This window comes from Nocardia albiluteola, assembly GCF_018860155.1.
Classification (GTDB): domain Bacteria; phylum Actinomycetota; class Actinomycetes; order Mycobacteriales; family Mycobacteriaceae; genus Nocardia; species Nocardia albiluteola.
In genome coordinates, this window is the sequence record NZ_JAHKNI010000002.1 from 57,620 (window position 1) to 73,653 (window position 16,034).

The window sequence follows — 16,034 nt, forward strand, 5'->3', positions numbered from 1 at the left end:
TGACTGTCAGCGTTTCACAGGCGGCGGGACCGCGTGGGATCGAGCCGACGTCGTGGCCGGCGTGCTCGGATCCATTGGTGTGCCGATGAATCGTATCGGCCTGCCTATTGGCGCGGCCGGAGTTTTCCGGCCAGGATTGTGGCATGCAGCAACGCGAACTAGGCGGCAACGGACTCGGCGTCTCGGCCGTCGGCCTGGGATGTATGGGCTTCTCGCAGGGGTACGGCGCCACCGACGACGATGAGTCGGTCGCGGCGATTCACACCGCGATCGACTCCGGCATCACCCTCTTCGATACCGCGCAGAGCTACGGCGCCGGGCACAACGAGCGGCTGCTCGCGCGCGCACTGCGTGATGCGGGTGACAGTGTCCGGGTCGCAACGAAATTCGGCATCGTGCGCGGTGAGAACGGCGTGTACCTGGACGCGAAACCCGAACGGGTGCGCGAGTATTGCGATGCCTCGCTGGCCCGGCTCGACCGCGAGGTCATCGACCTGTACTACCTGCACCGCATCGACCCGGAGGTGCCGGTCGCCGAAACCATCGGCGCCATGGCCGAATTGGTCGCCGCGGGCAAGGTTCGGCACCTGGGCATCTCCGAGGCCACCCCGGAACAGCTCGCGCAGGCCGCCGCGGTGCATCCGATCGCCGCGGTGCAGTTCGAATGGTCGATGCTGTGGCGCGAACCCGAGAGCGACGTCGTCCCCGCCGCGCGCGAGCTGGGCATCGCGCTGGTGCCCTACAGCCCGCTGGGCCGCGGCCTGCTCACCGCGACCCTCGACACCACGACGGTCACCGCCAGCGATTTCCGCCGCAACGATCCGCGCTTCTCCGGCGACAACCTGGCCAGCAACATGGCCCAGGTGGGCGCGCTGCGCGACTTGGCCGCCCGCCTCGGTCTCACCGCGGGCCAGCTGGCCCTGGCCTGGCTGCTGGCCCAGGGGCCCGATGTGGTGCCCATCCCCGGCAGCCGTCGCGCCCAGCGCATCGTCGAGAATGCCGCCGCGGCCGCGGCCGACCTGACCGCCGACGACCTCGCCGAGCTGGAGAAGATCGTCCCCGCCGACGGGTGGGCCGGGGACCGGCAGTCCTTCGCCGCGCACGGCACCTCGCGCTCGTAGGTGCGGCAGTCGCTGCGCGGCTTCGGGCGTCTCGAAATCGCTTGGGGCACAATGACGGCATGACGACCGTGCATGTCGCGCCGAACGGCTCCTCGGCGGCCTCGATTCGTACCGCGCTTGATGCCGCCGGGGCGGGCGAGGTGGAGGTGGTCGCGTGTAGCGACGATTTGAGCTACGGACCGATCGATGGAGCCGACCGGCGCGAGTGGTGGACCAGTGCGGTCACCGGAGACTTCGGGCGCCGGGTGTCGGGCTGGGGAGAGTCGTTCGAGCTCGACCTGCCGCGGCTTGCCGCACTCGGGCCGGACGTTCGGATCGTGCTCTGGGTCGGTCGGCGGTCCCCGCAGGAGTTCGCCACCTATCTGTATTTGGTCGACTTTTTCCGGATGCGGTCGCTGCACGTCATCGAGGTGAGCGGGCCGCGGGAGCCGGCCGCTGCGGCGGGGCGGGCCGCCGCGTTGCCACCCTCGGAGATCGGGGCCCTGCTGGGGTCCGAGCGAGCGCTCGACGCCACCGAGCGCGAGGAGTTGGTGCGGCAGTGGGCGGTGTTGCGGGCGGAGAACGCACCATTGCGCGTGATGTCCGACGGGCGGCTGGTGTCCGCGCCGATCGACTGGTTCGACGAGGTCATCGTTTCTCATGTCCCCGCGGAGCCGGCGCCGATGCCCAGGGTGATCGCCGAGGCCATGGGTGGGTATCCGGCCGAGACACACGACTACGTGTTGCAACAGCGCGTTGTTGCCCTGATTGATTCCGGGGTTTTGGCCGCCGAGGGCGACCCGTTGACGGCGCGGATGTGCCGGATACGGCGAGTGCCGCGCTGATCAGGGCCCGGAGGTCACACCCTGAGAGTGTCCCACGTCACGTTTGAAGTGTCGTAGCCCCGAAAGCGGGGGTGTTTACTTGTCGGTGCCCTATGCCACAGTGTGGGAATGACCGATCAATGTAGCTGCCCGGCCGGGCGATAGCGAGGGATCATGACCGAGTCGCGTTCTGTCGCCATCGAAGAGGTGCTGCAGCAGTTCGAGGGGTATCGGCGGGAGCTGTGTGCTTACGCCTACCGGATGTTGGGTTCGTCGTTCGAGGCCGAGGACGCCGTGCAGGAGGCGTTCACCCGGGCGTGGAAGGCGTACGACTCGTTCGAGGGCCGGGCGAGCGTCCGGTCCTGGCTCTACAAGATCACCACCAATGTCTGCCTGGACATGCTGGATGGCCCGCAGCGGCGGGCCCGGCCGATGGATCTGTCCGGTCCCTCGCGTCCGGACAGCCCGATGCCGCCGCCGCAGCCGGACTACGTCTGGATCGAGCCGATTCCGAACGGCCTGGCCTTCGGCGCCGATCCGGCCGAGCACGCCACCGCGAAGGATTCGCTGCGCCTGGCCTTCGTGGCCGCGGTGCAGCATCTGCCCGCCACCCAGCGCGCGATCCTGATCATGCGCGAGGTGCTGCGCTTCTCCGCCAACGAGACCGCCGACCTGCTCACCATGTCGCCCGCCTCGGTCAACAGCGCCCTGCAGCGGGCCCGCGCCACCATGTCCAAGGTGCAGCCCGCCGAGGGCAGCTCCTACGACGAATCCGATTCCGAGCAGCGCAAACTCGTCGACGGCTTCGTCCAGGCCTTCGAGGCCTACGATATGGACGCCCTCACCGCCCTGCTCAAACAGGATGTGGCGCTGTCGATGCCGCCGCTGCCACTCTGGGTGTCCGGTCCGGCCGATGTCGCCGCGTTCATGACCAGCCCCGGCCCCGACGGCTGCCGCGGCTCCCGGCTCATCCCGCTCGAGGGCGCGAACGGCCTGCCCGCCTTCGGCCAGTACAAGCCGAGCGAGGTGTCCGGCGTGCTGGAACCATGGGCCGTCATCGTCCTGGAACTCGACGGTGACCGGATCATGGGCCTGAACTTCTTCCTCGACCACGAGCGCTTGTTCCCGCTGTTCGGCCTGCCACCGGAGCTGCGGGTGTAGTCGTGATGCGGCGCTGGGGAACTCGTCGGCTCGCTGCCCGTCGGTGAATCCGGCCCCCAGGCGAACGGCTCGTCCGGGGCGATGCGTCCCGGCGGGGCGGAGAACGGGGGTGGACAGTCGGTGCGATTGCCGCGATGATCGCTCAGGGACAGGTTTTCGACCGTGGGGGTTGCCGCATGTCGTTGTTGGGAAAGTCCGTGCTGGCCATGGTGATTGCCGGTACCGGAGCGTTGGTGGCCGTCGTGCCCGGGACTGCGCACGCGGCCGAGGGCAATCTGTACGCCGCCATCGCCCTCGGGCATCGCAACGTCGGCGAGGCCAAGGACTATCCGGACCAGATTGAGGCCGACCAGGCCGCGCTGGACTCGTGCGAGAAGGGGGCTATTCTCAGCTGCACGATCAAGGCACGGATCCACAACGCGTGCGGCTCGGTGGTCGAACGCGACGAGCAGGAATTGCTGGGTCCGGGGCCGGATTACTTTGTCGGAGTTGGTTACACGGCCGCCGGTGCGGAACACGATGCCATGCGGCGCGAGAGCTCGGTCCTCAACATGTCGCTCACGAAGGTGACGAAGCCCGCGTTCGTCCTGGACACCATTTGCACGTCGAACGTCCGCTAGGACGCGGCGTTACCCGGACCACTGAAACGACCGCGTCTGCGGAACCACCGGTGGCGGTTGGGAGGACGTGAGGCCGCGCGCCGGCGCGGGGATCGCGGGCTGCGGTTGTTCGGCGGTCTGCTGCTCACTGGGCTGCGCGGCGATGGACAGCGGGATGTCGGTCGACGGCGTTCCGGTGGGCGGCGCTGCCGGTTGGGAGGTACTCCGGATCGGAACGGCCGATGATGAAGTCCGTTGCGGTGCAACGGCTACCGACGTCGGAGTGTGGGCTGATTCGGACTCGCTGCGGAGGGCGAACGTGAGGCCGACCGCAAGGCCCGCAGCGGCCAGTAGCATGCCCGCCCCTATCGCGACCCTCCGTCGACGGCGCGAGCCGCGAGGTGTCACATGTAGTCCGGGGCTGATATGCACCGGCCATACCGTATCCCCGATGGAACTGGCGGTGACCGTCTCGAACTGCCTCGGACCACCCGGAACGCTGGTCCGGCGGCGTGCTCGCGGGCGCGTCGCCGAAGCGGGTGTCGTCAGGGCGTACGCCGCCGCCTCGGCGAGGGCGAGGCAGCTGGGGTACCGCTCCCGCGGCGCCTTCGCCAGCGCGGTGGCGATCACGGCGTCGAGCTCGGCGGGCAATTCGGGTCGCAGCTCGCTAGGTGCGGGCGGTGGCTCGGTCAGATGCGCGCCGACCACGGCGGCCTGATCCTTGCGTGGGAACGGCGGCTGCCCGGTCAGCAGCTGAAAAAGGGTGCAGCCCAGCGAATAGATATCGGCGCTGTGGTCCGACGGCGCATTGGTGAACCTCTCCGGTGCGGCATAGGCGAAGCTCGCGGCGATGCCGGACAGGGTGACGGTGTCGTCGAGAGTGCGGGCGATACCGAAATCGGTGAGCATCGCGCGTTCGCCGAGGCGCTGGTTGTTCTCGATGAGCAGATTCGCCGGTTTCACGTCCCGGTGCAGCACGCCCCGCGCATGGGCGTGGTCCAGCGCTCCCGCGGCATCGGTGATCAGCCGCACCACGCGGTCGGGGGCCAGCCCGTCCGGGGTGGCGTCGAGCAGTGCGGCCGCGTCACCGCCGTCGATATAGCGCATTGTCAGCCACAGCTCGGGATCGTCGACGGCGCTGCGGTCGTACACCGGGACGATATTCGGGTGATCCAGCCCCGCGGCAAGCGCCGCCTCGCGGTCGAACGCCGCGCGCGTCTTCGGTGCGGCGCTGAAGGATTCGGCAAGCACCTTCAGCGCGACTAGCCGCTGCAATCGCGGCTGTCGGGCCAGATACACCGTGCCCATGCCGCCCGACCCGACCACTCGCTCGACCGTGAACCCGGCAAACTCGGCACCCGGCTGCAACCCCACTACGCCCTCCCCGGCATACGCATAAGTCCGTGCACCCTAACAGGAGTGCGGCTTCAACGAAGGAGGAAGGCAACCGTCGATACCCGGCACTGCCTACGCTTCAACGGGTTCGCCCTGCCGCATCCGATTGTGGCGCATAGGGCAGTGAACTCGGTGCCAGGTGCGGGGCTGGGTGCGGTCAGCCCAGATTTCGGCGGCTGGCGCAGGCCGCAAAGGCATCGAGGGCAGTTTCGTCGGCACCCAGGGAGGTTGTTCCCGATCGAGGCGCGGCCATGGGGAAATCACTGCCATTCCATGCAGGTCAACGCCGACATCCCTCGAATTCCCCGCCGGCCGAGGTACTACCGTTGGCTGATGTTCGAAGCACTGGCGCACGATCTTGCCGAACTGCCCGCGCTGCTGGAGGAGACCCGCACCTATACGGCGCGGATTCTCGCCGGACTCGACGAGCGGCCCGTCACCGCGGCCGCGGTCGAACACGTGGCGGCCGCGCTGCCCGAGGACGGCGGCGGTCTGCGGGCCGCGCTGCGGGCGTTCGAATCTCGTTGGGAGCCGGGGTTTTCCGCCAGTGCCGGACCCCGCTACCTGGGGTTCGTCACCGGCGGCACGACCCCGGCCGCGCTGTCCGGCGACTGGCTGACCGCGGCGCTGGATCAGAACGCGCACGGCGCGGTCGGTTCCGCCGCAGCGGCGCTGGAACGGGAGACGGTGGCCCGGCTCGGCGAGTTGTTCGGGCTGGATATGCCCGGGGCCTTCGTGACCGGGGCAACCATGTCGAACCTGGTCGGGCTGGCGATCGGGCGGGAGTGGCTCGGGTCGCTGCGCGGGGCGTCCACCGCCGAGGAGGGGGTGACCGCACCGGTGCGGGTGTTGTCCGGCACGCCTCACTCCAGCATCGGCAAGTCGCTGTCGGTGCTGGGTATCGGCCGCAGGCGGCTCGTGTCGGTGGCGACGCTGCCCGGGCGCGAGGCCGTCGACATCGTCGCACTGGAACGGGAGCTCGCGGCCGGACCGGCGATCGTCGTGGCCAATGCCGGGACCGTCAATACCGTTGACTTCGACGATATCCGGGCCATTGCGGCGCTGAAGTCCCGCCACGACTTCTGGCTGCACGTGGATGCGGCCTTCGGCGGCTTCGCGGCCGCATCACCCGCGCACGCGCCGCTGCTGGACGGCTGGGCCGAGGCCGACTCGGTCTGCGTCGACCTGCACAAGTGGCTGAACGTGCCGTACGACTCGGCCGTGCAGTTCACCCGGCGGCAGGATCTGCAGCTGCGGGTATTCGAGAATGTGTCTCCCTATCTCGGAACGCCCGGCGCCACACCGGATTTCATGCATCTGACGCCGGAGACCTCCCGCCGGCTGCGCGCCCTGCCGGCCTGGTTCACGCTGGAGGCCTACGGACGGTCGGGGTACCGGGAGATCGTCGAGCGCGCCATCGAGTGTGCCCGGGAGATGGGCGCGCGGCTCGAGCGCAACCCCCGGTGGCGGCTGCTGGCTCCGGTCCGGCTGAACGTCGTGTGCTTCACCCTCTCCGGTGCCGTCACCACCGAGCGTGTCGCTGCGGTTCTGGAGGAGTTGACCCGCAGCGGCGAGGCATTCCTGACGCCCACCGTGTATCAGGGCGCGCCGGCGATCCGCGCCGCCTTCAGCAACTGGCGCACCACCCTCGCCGACGTCGACCGCGTCTGCGCGGCCCTGGGCGCCTGAGGCGTCTCAGCGCGGATAGTTCATCCAGAACGACTCCCACTGATGCCCGTCCGGGTCGATGAAGGTGCGGCTGTACATGCCGGCCTGCTGTTCCAGCGCGCGCTTGTCCGGATTGACCTCCTCGGTGCCGCCGGCCCGGATCGCGGCCTCGGTGAGCTCGTCGACCTCGTGCGTGCTCCCCAGCGCGAGCCCGTAGATGGATCCGATCGTGATGGTGGTGTCCGACAGCGGGCGCTGGGTGAAGTTCTCGAAGAACGGCTCGATCAGCAGCATCACGCAGATGTTGTCGTCGATGACGACGCAGGCCGCATTGTCGTCGGTGAACTCCTGATTCACCTTCCAGCCCAGCATCTCGTAGAAGGTCTTGGACCGCTCCAGATCAGCGACGGGCAGGTTGATGAAGATCATCTTGCTGGCCATGTCGGTCCTCTCCCCGGACGCCCGGACAGTCGGAAGGTTGTCACCAATACCGACGATCCAGGCCGCGAAAACTCATCGGATGACCGCGCTGCCGGGCATCACTTCCGATGTCGACCGCGCTGCCGGGCATCACTTCCGATGTCGACCACGCTGCCGGGCATCACTTCCGATGTCGACCACGCCGCCGGGCATCACTTCCGATGTGGCGCAGGCGGGTCAGTTGTCGTCGTAGGAGGGAGGGTTCCATTCGTTCGAGCACTCCAGGGCCGGTTTCACCTGGTAGCACTGGTCCTTCAGGTGTTGCTCCTGTGCCAGCAGCGCGGGGTTGCTACCGGCCGCGATGGCGCCGATCGCCGCGCCCGTGGCCGCGCCGACACCGCACCCGACGACGGCGCCGCCGATTCCGAGCGGTATCGAGGCGACGCCCAACCCGACGCCAACACCCGCGGCCCCGCCGACTCCGCCGCCGACCAGGCAGCCGATCCCGGCCCCGGCGGCCGCGCCCTGCCCCTCGGCGGCCTGGCTCTGCGCGTGCCACGCGTTGTCGGCACTGTTGTAGTCGGACCAGGCGTCCACGGGACGAACGGTCGGCTGTGCGGGCGCGGCGGCGTTCGCCGCGGCCACCGCCGGTACACAGAGGCAGCCTGCCGTTGCCGCGACGGCGAAGACTCGGGTGAATATTCTGTTCATGGAGTTGTCCTTGCTCTGAGCGGTCTATGTGCCACGGGTAAGTAAAAGCTGTGAACCCCAATAACTTAGGGGGATGGCGCTGTGAACTTGCTGAGAGCGCGCGACCGTCGCGCGGCCCGGCCAGTCGCGGAACATGTTCGGCGGCACCGTCATCGGCGCAGCCCGGCGATCAGCAGATCCATCATGCGCCCGGCCTGCTCGCGCTGCTCCGGTCGTCCGCAGGCCAGGAAGATTCCCACCAGGCTGGCCACCACGTCCTGGGCTTGGACGTCGTCTCGCAGTGTGCCCGAGGCGATTCCGGCGTCGAGCAGGCTCCCGATGGCGCTGGACAGCTCGGCGCGCGCCTCCTCGGCGGTGATTGCCCCGGAGGCGATGATCTCCCGGAGAGCCTCGGCCATATCGCGTTTGGCCGCGAGATAGTCCCCGAAGCGGTCCATCCAGCTGCGCAGGGCGGTCGCGGCGTCGTCCTCGGGGGTGAGCGCGGCGGCGAATTCGATGGCGGTATCGCACAGGCGGCGGCGCTCGGCGCGATAGACGGCCTCGACGAGTGCCTCGCGGGTGGGGAAGTGGCGGTAGAGGGTGCCGATGCCGACGCCGGCCTCCCGGGCGATCGATTCCAGCGCCACCTTCTCGCCGGAGGTGAAGGCCGCGCGCGCGACCTCGAGCAGGCGCCGGCGGTTGCGTTCGGCGTCGGCGCGCGTGGGTTTGCCGCCGGTGCTCGGCGGTGCAGAGACGGCCCGCCGGGCAGCCGTCGGCGAAGGGGCGGCGGATCGGGCGTCCGTCCGCGAAGGGGGTGCGGACCGCGCAGATGTCGGCGAGGGGGCGGCGGACCGTGCGTCCGTCGGCGAGGCGGCGGCGGACCGGGGAGCCGTCGGGGTGACGGACCGTGCGTCCGTCGGCAGGGCGGCGGCAGACCGGGGAGCCGTCGGGGTGGCGGCGTCCGCGGGGGCTTCGACGGGTAGGCGGCTCGCTCGGGCGTCGCGATTACCGGAAGACAAGCGGAGGGCCCTCCGTTTCTGTTAGGCTCGTGTCTATGCGGAGGTTCCTCCGCATAGCTTCGATTCCACTATCCCATCCGGAACAGGAATGCGCAGATGGCAGCTCATCAGGAGATTTCCGCACCCGGCGGCACCGGTCGGCTGGGGGACGTGCGCGTCGCGCGCATCGGATACGGCGCCATGCAGCTCGCCGATCATCACGGCCGCACCTACGACAAGCAGGCCGCCACCGCCGTCCTGCGCCGCGCCGTCGAGCGGGGTGTCAACCACATCGACACCGCCCAGTTCTACGGGGCTGGCGTGGTCAACGACCTGATTCGCGGGGCGCTCGCGCCATATCCGGAGGATCTGGTGCTGGCCACGAAGGTCGGCGCGGTGTACGACGAGGCCGCGCGCCTGCTGGCCGCGCAGCGGCCGCGGGAGCTGCGCGAACAGGTGGAGGCCAACCTGAAGGCGCTGGGCGTGCACACCCTGGGTGTGGTCAACCTGCGCCGGACGGACATGCCGCCGGGCATCATCGCCGAGGGCGACCAGATCGTCGACCTCGACGACCAGCTGGCCGAGCTGATCGCGCTGCGGGACGAGGGGAAGATCGCCGGAATCGGCCTGAGTCACGTCGACACCGATCAGTTGCGCCGGGCGCTCCCCGCGGGCGTCGTGTGCGTCCAGAACATGTACAACATGCTCGCGCGCTCGGCAGAGCCGGTGCTGGACCTGTGCCGCGCGCATTCCATCGCGTGGGTTCCCTATTTCCCCCTCGGCTCCGCCTTCGAGGGGCTGGCCAAGGTTACCGACCATCCGGCCGTGCGGGAGGCCGCCGCGGCCCTCGATGCCACCCCGGCGCAGATCGGGCTGGCCTGGCAACTGGCCCACTACACCAACACACTGCTCATTCCCGGCACCTCCAACATCGCCCACCTCGACGAAAACCTGGCGGCGGGGGATGTCGTCCTGCCGCCGGACCTGATCGCGACGCTCGACAGCATCGCGTAGACGGGACAGTCCGCCGCGGTTCCGGTCTGCTCTAACAATGCAGCCGACCGCGGGTCAGGAACAGTCGCCCAGCCGGTTCAGGACTGCGCCGTCCGGCGTCGCGCCGCTGCGCCATTGGTATTTGTAGCCGCAGGGTTGTGCGTCGCCCGCGTCCTACGCGGGAATCATATTCGTCGTGGCGGCGGCGACCCATGCCGCGGAGACCACCCGATGCCCTCCGGGGTGCGGCCCTCGTTGCGCATCAGCTCACCAAGCTGGGCGAAATCCCTTGGGCGGGAGAACAACTCCTGCGAGATCGGCGGTGACGAAGACCTCGCAGCCGGCTTCCGCAACGATTCGAAAGAGCTCGATGTCCTGCACACCCTTCGTATTCAGATCCTGGACACCGACGAACTCATGTGGCCGAAAGATTGATAGAAGGTGGTCCGAGAGTGCCTGTGGAAGGTTTTCGTCGAGGAAGAATTTCACGCGGGCCGCCGGATCTGTGCGATCTGCCGCTCGAAGTCGACGGCGTCCGGCACGTCACTCGGATCCACGGTGGGGTAGTAACGCCCGATCTCCGAAAGCCGAACGCCCGCACCGGATCCCGACAGGGTCCGGTGCGGGCGTCGTGTGAAAACCCGAGTCAGTGGCTCTCGGCCAGCTGCGCACCCAGGGCGCGCAGGTGGTCCGTCGCCCCGCCGAGGGCGAATTCGTTGTGCTTGGCGGCGGTGAAGAACTGGTTCACGATGTGGTCGCGGTCGATGCCCACGCCGCCGTGCACGTGGACCACGGTGTGTGCCACGCGATGACCGGCCTCGGCCGCCCAGAACTTCGCAGTGTGGACCTCCGAGGTCGCGGGCAGGCCCTCGGCCAGCCGCCAGGCGGCCTGCTGCACGGCCAGTCGCACGCCCTGCACGTCGATGTACCCGTCGGCCAGGCGCTGGGCCACGGCCTGGAAGCTGCCGATCTTCTTGTTGAACTGCTCGCGCTCGCGGGCGTAGTCGGCGACCAGCTCGAGGCCCTTCTCCACCACGCCCAGCTGGTGCGCGGCCAGGCCCAGCCAGGCCCGGTTCAGCAGCCACTCCAGGATTTCCGCGCCCTGCTCGACGGTGCCGACCAATTCCGCCGGGGTGCCGGAGAATTCGAGCTCGGCCTCGGGGGAGCGGTCGGTGACGATCTGATCGGCGATGCGCACACTCGCATCGGACGGATCGACCAGGAAGACGGCCGCCGCACCGGACACTGTGGCGGGCACCAGGATTCGCGAGGCCTGCCGGGCGAACGGCACGGTGGTCTTGAGGCCGGTGATGCGCCAGCCGCCGTCCTCGGCGGCGGTGGTCACGGGCTTGGCGGGCTCCCAGTTGCGCTCCTCGCTCAGCGCGACCGTGAGAATCGTTGCGCCCGAGGCGGCCTCGGCGGCCAGCGCGCGCTGCGCCTCGGAACCGAACTGCGCCAGCGCGGCCGCGCCGAGCACGATCGACCACAGGTACGGCACCGGCGCGACGGCCCTGCCGAGCTCGCGCAGGATCGCGGTCTGCTCCAGCACGCCGAGATCGCTGCCGCCCACCGACTCGGGCAGGGCCGCGGCCAGCACGCCGGTCTCAGCGAGCGAACTCCACAGCGTTTCGTCGAAGCGCAGCGTCGGGTTGCCTGCGGCGTCGGTGTTCCTGTCCAATTCGCGCAGCCGGTCGGCGGTGACGAGCTTGCCGGTCACCTCGGCGGTGAGCCGGGCCAGATCCTGCTGCGCCTCTGTCTGAGTGAAATCCATTGTGATTCCTGGCTTTCTAGCGTGCCGAGGCCGGCTGCTTCAGGGCGGTCATGGCGATGATGTCGCGCTGCACCTCGTTGGTGCCGCCGCCGAAGGTGAGGATCAGGCAGGCGCGGTGCATGCGCTCGAGTCGCCCGCGCAGCTGCGCACCCGCCGAGTCCTGGCGCAGGTAGGCCTGCGGGCCCAGGACCTCCATCAGCGAGCGGTAGGCCTCGGTGGCCAGCTCGGTGCCGAGCACCTTGCACGTGGACGCGTTCCACGGCTTGGGCGCGGAGTCGCCGCCCGCATCCGCTCCGGACGCAATTTCCCAGTTCAGCAGCTTCAGGTATTCGACCTTGGCGTGCACGCGGGCCAGGTTCAGCCGCACCCACTCGCTGTCGATCACGCGGCCGCCGTTGGAGTCCTTGTTGTTCTTGGCCCAGTCCACCGTCTGGGCGAGCGCGAGCTGCAGCGGCGCGGCCGAGGTCAGCGCGACGCGCTCGTGGTTGAGCTGGTTCGTGACCAGCGACCAGCCGCCGTTCTCGGGCCCGACCATGTCCTTGTGCGGGATCCGCACGTCCTGGTAGTAGGTCGCACTGGTGTCCGGACCGGCCATGGTGTGCACCGGCGTCCAGGAGAAGCCCTCGGCGGTGGTCGGCATGATGAACATGCTGATGCCCTTGTGCTTCTTGGCCGTCGGATCGGTGCGCGCGGCCAGCCAGATGTAGTCGGCGTACTGGATCAGGCTGGTCCACATCTTCTGGCCGTTGATGATCCAGTCGTCGCCGTCACGCACCGCGGAGGTGCGCAGCGAGGCTAGGTCGGTGCCCGCGCCCGGCTCGGAGTAACCGATGGAGAAGTGCAGCTCACCGGCGGCGATCTTGGGCAGGAAGAACTTCTTCTGCTCCTCGGTGCCGTAGTGCATGATCGTCGGCGCGACCGAGTTGATGGTCAGGAACGGCACCGGCGCGCCCGCGATGGCGGCCTCGTCGGTGAAGATCAGCTGATCCATCGTCGAGCGGTCCTGCCCGCCGTACTCCTTCGGCCAGCCCAGCGCGAGCCAGCCGTCGGCGCCCATCTGCGCGACGACCTCGCGGTAGACATTGCCCTCGCCGTACTCGCCGGTCTGCGAGGACAGCGCGGCGCGGCGCTCGGGGGTGATGAGCTTGGCGAAGTATTCACGCAGCTCCGCGCGTAGCTCTTCTTGTTGCGGGGTATACGCAATCCGCATAGCGGTTAACCTCGTTGTTCGTTCGATAGCTAGCCGACATGGGCTAGGCGGTTGTCCCGATCATTGCACAACTACTGAAACATGTTCCAGTATGGACCTGGAATCGGGCCGGAGTCTTCGCCTCGTCGCGGGCGGGCTTGTAGGCTCGGTGTCACCTGCGGTGAAGGAGATATCAATGAAGGTCAGCGTCGATTTCGACCAGTGTGAGGCCAACGGAATCTGCGTCGGATACGCCCCCGACGTGTTCGAACTCGATGACGAGGACAACCTGCACGTCGCCTCGGGTGACGTGGCCGCCGATCAGCTCGAGGCTGTGAAGACCGCGGTCGCCCAGTGCCCCAAGGCGGCGCTGAAGCTCGTCTGAGCCGATGCTTGCCGTTAACTGGAACACGTTCTAGAGTCGGGGCGTGAGTGAATCTGATCTGACCCTGGCCGGCAAAGCAGCGATTGTGACGGGCGCGGGCGCCGGGCTGGGGCGGGCGGAGGCGCTTGCCTTGGCCGCGGCCGGCGCCTCGGTCGTCGTCAATGATCTTGTCGAAAACGACGCGGTGTCTGCGACGCTCGCGGATATTCGCGCACTGGGCGCCAAGGCCGAATTCGTCGCGGGGAGTATTGCGGAACGAACCACTGCCGATGCATTGATTCGCACGGCCGACGAGACCTTCGGCGGCGTCGACATCGTGGTGAACAATGCCGGAATTGTCCGCGACCGAATGCTTTTCAATCTCTCCGACGAGGACTGGGACGCGGTCATCGCGGTGCACCTGCGCGGCCATTTCCTGTTGTCGCGCAACGCCGCCGCGTACTGGCGCGGCAAATCCAAGGAATCCGGCGCGCCGGTCTACGGCCGATTGATCAACACCTCGTCCGAGGCCGGTCTGCTCGGCCCGGAGGGGCAGCCGAACTATGCCGCCGCCAAGGCGGGCATCACGGCGCTGACCTTGTCCGCATCGCGCGCGCTGTCGCGATATGGCGTGCGCGCCAACGCGATCTGCCCGCGGGCGCGCACCGCGATGACGGAAAAGGTGTTTTCCGACGCGCCTGAGCAGGGCGTGGATCCGCTCTCTCCCGATCATGTGGCGCGCCTGGTCGCGTACCTGGCCTCGCCCGCCGCGGATGCGGTGAGCGGTCAGGTATTCGTCGTCTACGGGCCGATGGTGGCGCTGATGGCCGCCCCGGTCGTCGAGGCGCGCTTCGATGCCGCCGGTGCGGAATGGGCGCCCGGGGATTTGGCGGACACGCTCGGCGCATATTTCGCCGAACGTCCCGCGGGGCGTACGTTTTCCGCATCATCGCTGCACGATCTCGGCTGAGTAGGCGACGCCACCGCCGCGTTGGTTGATCGGCGGTCCACCAGTTGGTAGACATGGTGATCGACGGTGTGCGGCGACTCGCATAGGCGCTCCTTACGCTGTATGAACAAGTTCTAACTTTGAATCTACGGCGAGGCGAGAAAGAGCAGTTCAATATCATCAAATGGTGCTCGACAACAGAGTGAACGTGTTCTAATCTTTCAGGCGGATGGCAAGGTGAGACGGCCATCACAGGCTCGACGTGCAAGGCATGGCAAGGAGGAAGTCGGGAATGAACGAGGTTCTTGCCGTGCCGTTGCGAGCGGTCGGCGGGTTCTTCGAACTCACTGCCCAGGTGGCCCGGGCGATCGTCCGGCCGCCCTTTCAGCGCCGTGAATTCGTCGACCAGGCATGGTTCATCGCCCGGGTTTCGATCATTCCGACCCTGCTGGTTGCCATCCCGTTCACCGTCCTGGTGAGCTTCACCCTGAACATTCTGCTGCGCGAGATCGGCGCGGCCGACCTGTCCGGCGCTGGTGCGGCATTCGGCACCGTGACCCAGATCGGCCCGATGGTCACCGTGCTGATCGTGGCCGGCGCGGGCGCCACCGCGATCTGCGCGGATCTGGGCGCCCGCACCATCCGCGAAGAGATCGACGCGATGAAGGTGCTCGGCATCGACCCCATCCAGCGCCTCGTGGTGCCGCGGGTGCTGGCCTCGATGTTCGTCGCGGCCCTGCTGAACGGCCTGGTCTGCGTCATCGGCATCGGCGGCGGTTTCCTGTTCTCGGTCTTCCTGCAGGGCGTCAATCCCGGCGCCTTCGTCAACGGCATCACGCTGCTGACACACCTGCCCGAACTGGTCATCGCCGAAATCAAGGCCACGCTGTTCGGCCTCGCGGCCGGGCTGACGGCCTGCTACCTGGGCCTGAATGTCAAGGGCGGGCCCAAGAGCGTCGGCGACGCGGTCAATCAGACGGTGGTGTTCTCCTTCATGGTTCTGTTCGTGCTGAATGTGGTGGTCACCGCGGCCGGCATCAAGTTCACGGTGCGGTGACGAGATGGCCTCCGTGATACATGCCCGCTTCCCGCGTACGGTACGACGCGTGCGCCGGATGTCCGAATCACTCGACAATGTTGGGCGCCACGCCCTCTTCTATGCCGAATCGCTGCGTTCGGTGCCCAAGGCGTTCTACAGCTATCGCACCGAGACCATCCGGCTGATCGCCGAAATCAGCATGGGCACGGGCGCTCTGGCCGTGATCGGCGGCACCGTGGTGATCGTGGGCTTCCTGACCCTGTTCGCCGGCGGCACGATCGCGGTGCAGGGCTACAGCTCGCTGGGCAACATCGGCGTCGAGGCGCTGACCGGTTTCTTCGCGGCATTCATCAACGTGCGCATTGCGGCGCCGGTGATTTCGGGCATCGGCCTGGCCGCGACCATCGGCGCGGGCGCCACCGCGCAGCTCGGCGCGATGCGGGTGTCCGAGGAGATCGATGCGCTCGAGGTCATGGCGATCCGCCCGGTGCCGTTCCTGATCGGGACCCGGGTGCTGGCCGGGATGATCGCCATCGTTCCGCTGTACTCGCTGGCGGTGATCGCTTCGTTCATCGCCAGTCGCTTTGCGACAGTGGTGATCTACGGCCAGTCGGCCGGCGTGTACGACCACTACTTCTCGACGTTCCTGATTCCCGGCGACATCCTCTGGTCGTTCGTGCAGGCGATATTCATGGCCCTGGCGGTCATGATGATTCACACGTACTACGGCTACCACGCGTCGGGTGGTCCGGTCGGTGTCGGCGTCGCGGTCGGTAATGCGGTGCGTGCCTCGCTGGTCGCGGTGGTGATGGTGACCCTGCTGGTCTCGCTGGCCATCTACGGCACCTCCGGCAATTTCCATCTCTCCGGGTAG

General features: G+C 68.1%; 17 protein-coding genes. 10 read left to right on the top strand and 7 right to left on the bottom strand.

The window, feature by feature from the left end; translation table 11 throughout:
* Window positions 1-143 precede the first annotated feature (143 nt).
* The 4 genes from KO481_RS06235 (at window position 144) to KO481_RS06250 (ending at window position 3,705) form a co-directional block, all read left to right on the top strand.
* Window positions 144-1,121, top strand: coding sequence for an aldo/keto reductase (locus KO481_RS06235; RefSeq protein WP_215916047.1), 978 nt, complete (start codon window positions 144-146; stop codon window positions 1,119-1,121).
* Window positions 1,122-1,180: 59 nt separating this feature from the next.
* Window positions 1,181-1,945 (top strand): DUF3658 domain-containing protein, encoded by a 765-nt coding sequence (locus tag KO481_RS06240; RefSeq protein WP_215916048.1) that lies wholly within the window; start codon window positions 1,181-1,183, stop codon window positions 1,943-1,945.
* Between the two features lie 153 nt (window positions 1,946-2,098).
* A complete protein-coding gene (locus tag KO481_RS06245; RefSeq protein ID WP_215916049.1) occupies window positions 2,099-3,085 on the top strand; it encodes a sigma-70 family RNA polymerase sigma factor in 987 nt (328 codons plus the stop codon).
* 206 nt (window positions 3,086-3,291) lie between these two features.
* Complete coding sequence (locus KO481_RS06250) at window positions 3,292-3,705, top strand: DUF4189 domain-containing protein (protein WP_245400581.1); 414 nt, start codon at window positions 3,292-3,294, stop codon at window positions 3,703-3,705.
* Window positions 3,706-3,714: 9 nt separating this feature from the next.
* On the opposite strand, the gene KO481_RS06255 is transcribed toward KO481_RS06250, so the two are convergent.
* On the bottom strand, window positions 3,715-5,058 hold the full coding sequence (locus KO481_RS06255) for a serine/threonine-protein kinase (RefSeq protein ID WP_215916051.1): 1,344 nt from the start codon (window positions 5,056-5,058) through the stop codon (window positions 3,715-3,717).
* Between the two features lie 354 nt (window positions 5,059-5,412).
* Between KO481_RS06255 and KO481_RS06260 the strand changes: the two genes are divergently transcribed.
* A complete protein-coding gene (locus tag KO481_RS06260) occupies window positions 5,413-6,768 on the top strand; it encodes a pyridoxal phosphate-dependent decarboxylase family protein (protein WP_215916052.1) in 1,356 nt (451 codons plus the stop codon).
* A 6-nt stretch (window positions 6,769-6,774) separates the two neighbouring features.
* On the opposite strand, the gene KO481_RS06265 is transcribed toward KO481_RS06260, so the two are convergent.
* From KO481_RS06265 to KO481_RS06275, 3 genes are all read right to left on the bottom strand, one after another.
* Entirely contained in the window at window positions 6,775-7,188 is a 414-nt protein-coding gene (locus tag KO481_RS06265) for a VOC family protein (RefSeq protein WP_215916053.1), read from the bottom strand.
* 216 nt (window positions 7,189-7,404) lie between these two features.
* Window positions 7,405-7,878: a hypothetical protein gene (locus KO481_RS06270; RefSeq protein ID WP_215916054.1), complete on the bottom strand. Its 474-nt coding sequence runs from the start codon at window positions 7,876-7,878 to the stop codon at window positions 7,405-7,407.
* 149 nt (window positions 7,879-8,027) lie between these two features.
* Window positions 8,028-8,546, bottom strand: a complete 519-nt coding sequence (locus tag KO481_RS06275) for a TetR/AcrR family transcriptional regulator (protein WP_215916635.1) — start codon at window positions 8,544-8,546, stop codon at window positions 8,028-8,030.
* A 426-nt stretch (window positions 8,547-8,972) separates the two neighbouring features.
* On the opposite strand from KO481_RS06275, the gene KO481_RS06280 reads away from it, so the two are divergent.
* A complete protein-coding gene (locus tag KO481_RS06280; RefSeq protein ID WP_215916055.1) occupies window positions 8,973-9,869 on the top strand; it encodes an aldo/keto reductase in 897 nt (298 codons plus the stop codon).
* 246 nt (window positions 9,870-10,115) lie between these two features.
* Here KO481_RS06280 and KO481_RS44680 read toward each other — a convergent pair whose 3' ends face one another.
* The 3 genes from KO481_RS44680 to KO481_RS06295 form a co-directional block, all read right to left on the bottom strand.
* Window positions 10,116-10,337, bottom strand: coding sequence for a PIN-like domain-containing protein (locus tag KO481_RS44680; RefSeq protein ID WP_215916056.1), 222 nt, complete (start codon window positions 10,335-10,337; stop codon window positions 10,116-10,118).
* A gap of 157 nt (window positions 10,338-10,494) precedes the next feature.
* A complete protein-coding gene (locus KO481_RS06290; protein WP_215916057.1) occupies window positions 10,495-11,619 on the bottom strand; it encodes an acyl-CoA dehydrogenase family protein in 1,125 nt (374 codons plus the stop codon).
* Window positions 11,620-11,635: 16 nt separating this feature from the next.
* Complete coding sequence (locus tag KO481_RS06295) at window positions 11,636-12,829, bottom strand: acyl-CoA dehydrogenase family protein (protein WP_215916058.1); 1,194 nt, start codon at window positions 12,827-12,829, stop codon at window positions 11,636-11,638.
* 175 nt (window positions 12,830-13,004) lie between these two features.
* Between KO481_RS06295 and KO481_RS06300 the strand changes: the two genes are divergently transcribed.
* The 4 genes from KO481_RS06300 (at window position 13,005) to KO481_RS06315 (ending at window position 16,034) form a co-directional block, all read left to right on the top strand.
* Window positions 13,005-13,193 carry a ferredoxin gene (locus KO481_RS06300; protein ID WP_215916059.1) on the top strand — a complete coding sequence of 63 codons (189 nt, stop codon included), beginning with the start codon at window positions 13,005-13,007 and terminating at the stop codon, window positions 13,191-13,193.
* Window positions 13,194-13,236: 43 nt separating this feature from the next.
* Window positions 13,237-14,142 carry a 3-oxoacyl-ACP reductase gene (locus KO481_RS06305; RefSeq protein ID WP_215916060.1) on the top strand — a complete coding sequence of 302 codons (906 nt, stop codon included), beginning with the start codon at window positions 13,237-13,239 and terminating at the stop codon, window positions 14,140-14,142.
* 271 nt (window positions 14,143-14,413) lie between these two features.
* Window positions 14,414-15,178, top strand: coding sequence for an MlaE family ABC transporter permease (locus KO481_RS06310; RefSeq protein WP_215916061.1), 765 nt, complete (start codon window positions 14,414-14,416; stop codon window positions 15,176-15,178).
* Between the two features lie 4 nt (window positions 15,179-15,182).
* A complete protein-coding gene (locus KO481_RS06315; protein ID WP_215916062.1) occupies window positions 15,183-16,034 on the top strand; it encodes an MlaE family ABC transporter permease in 852 nt (283 codons plus the stop codon).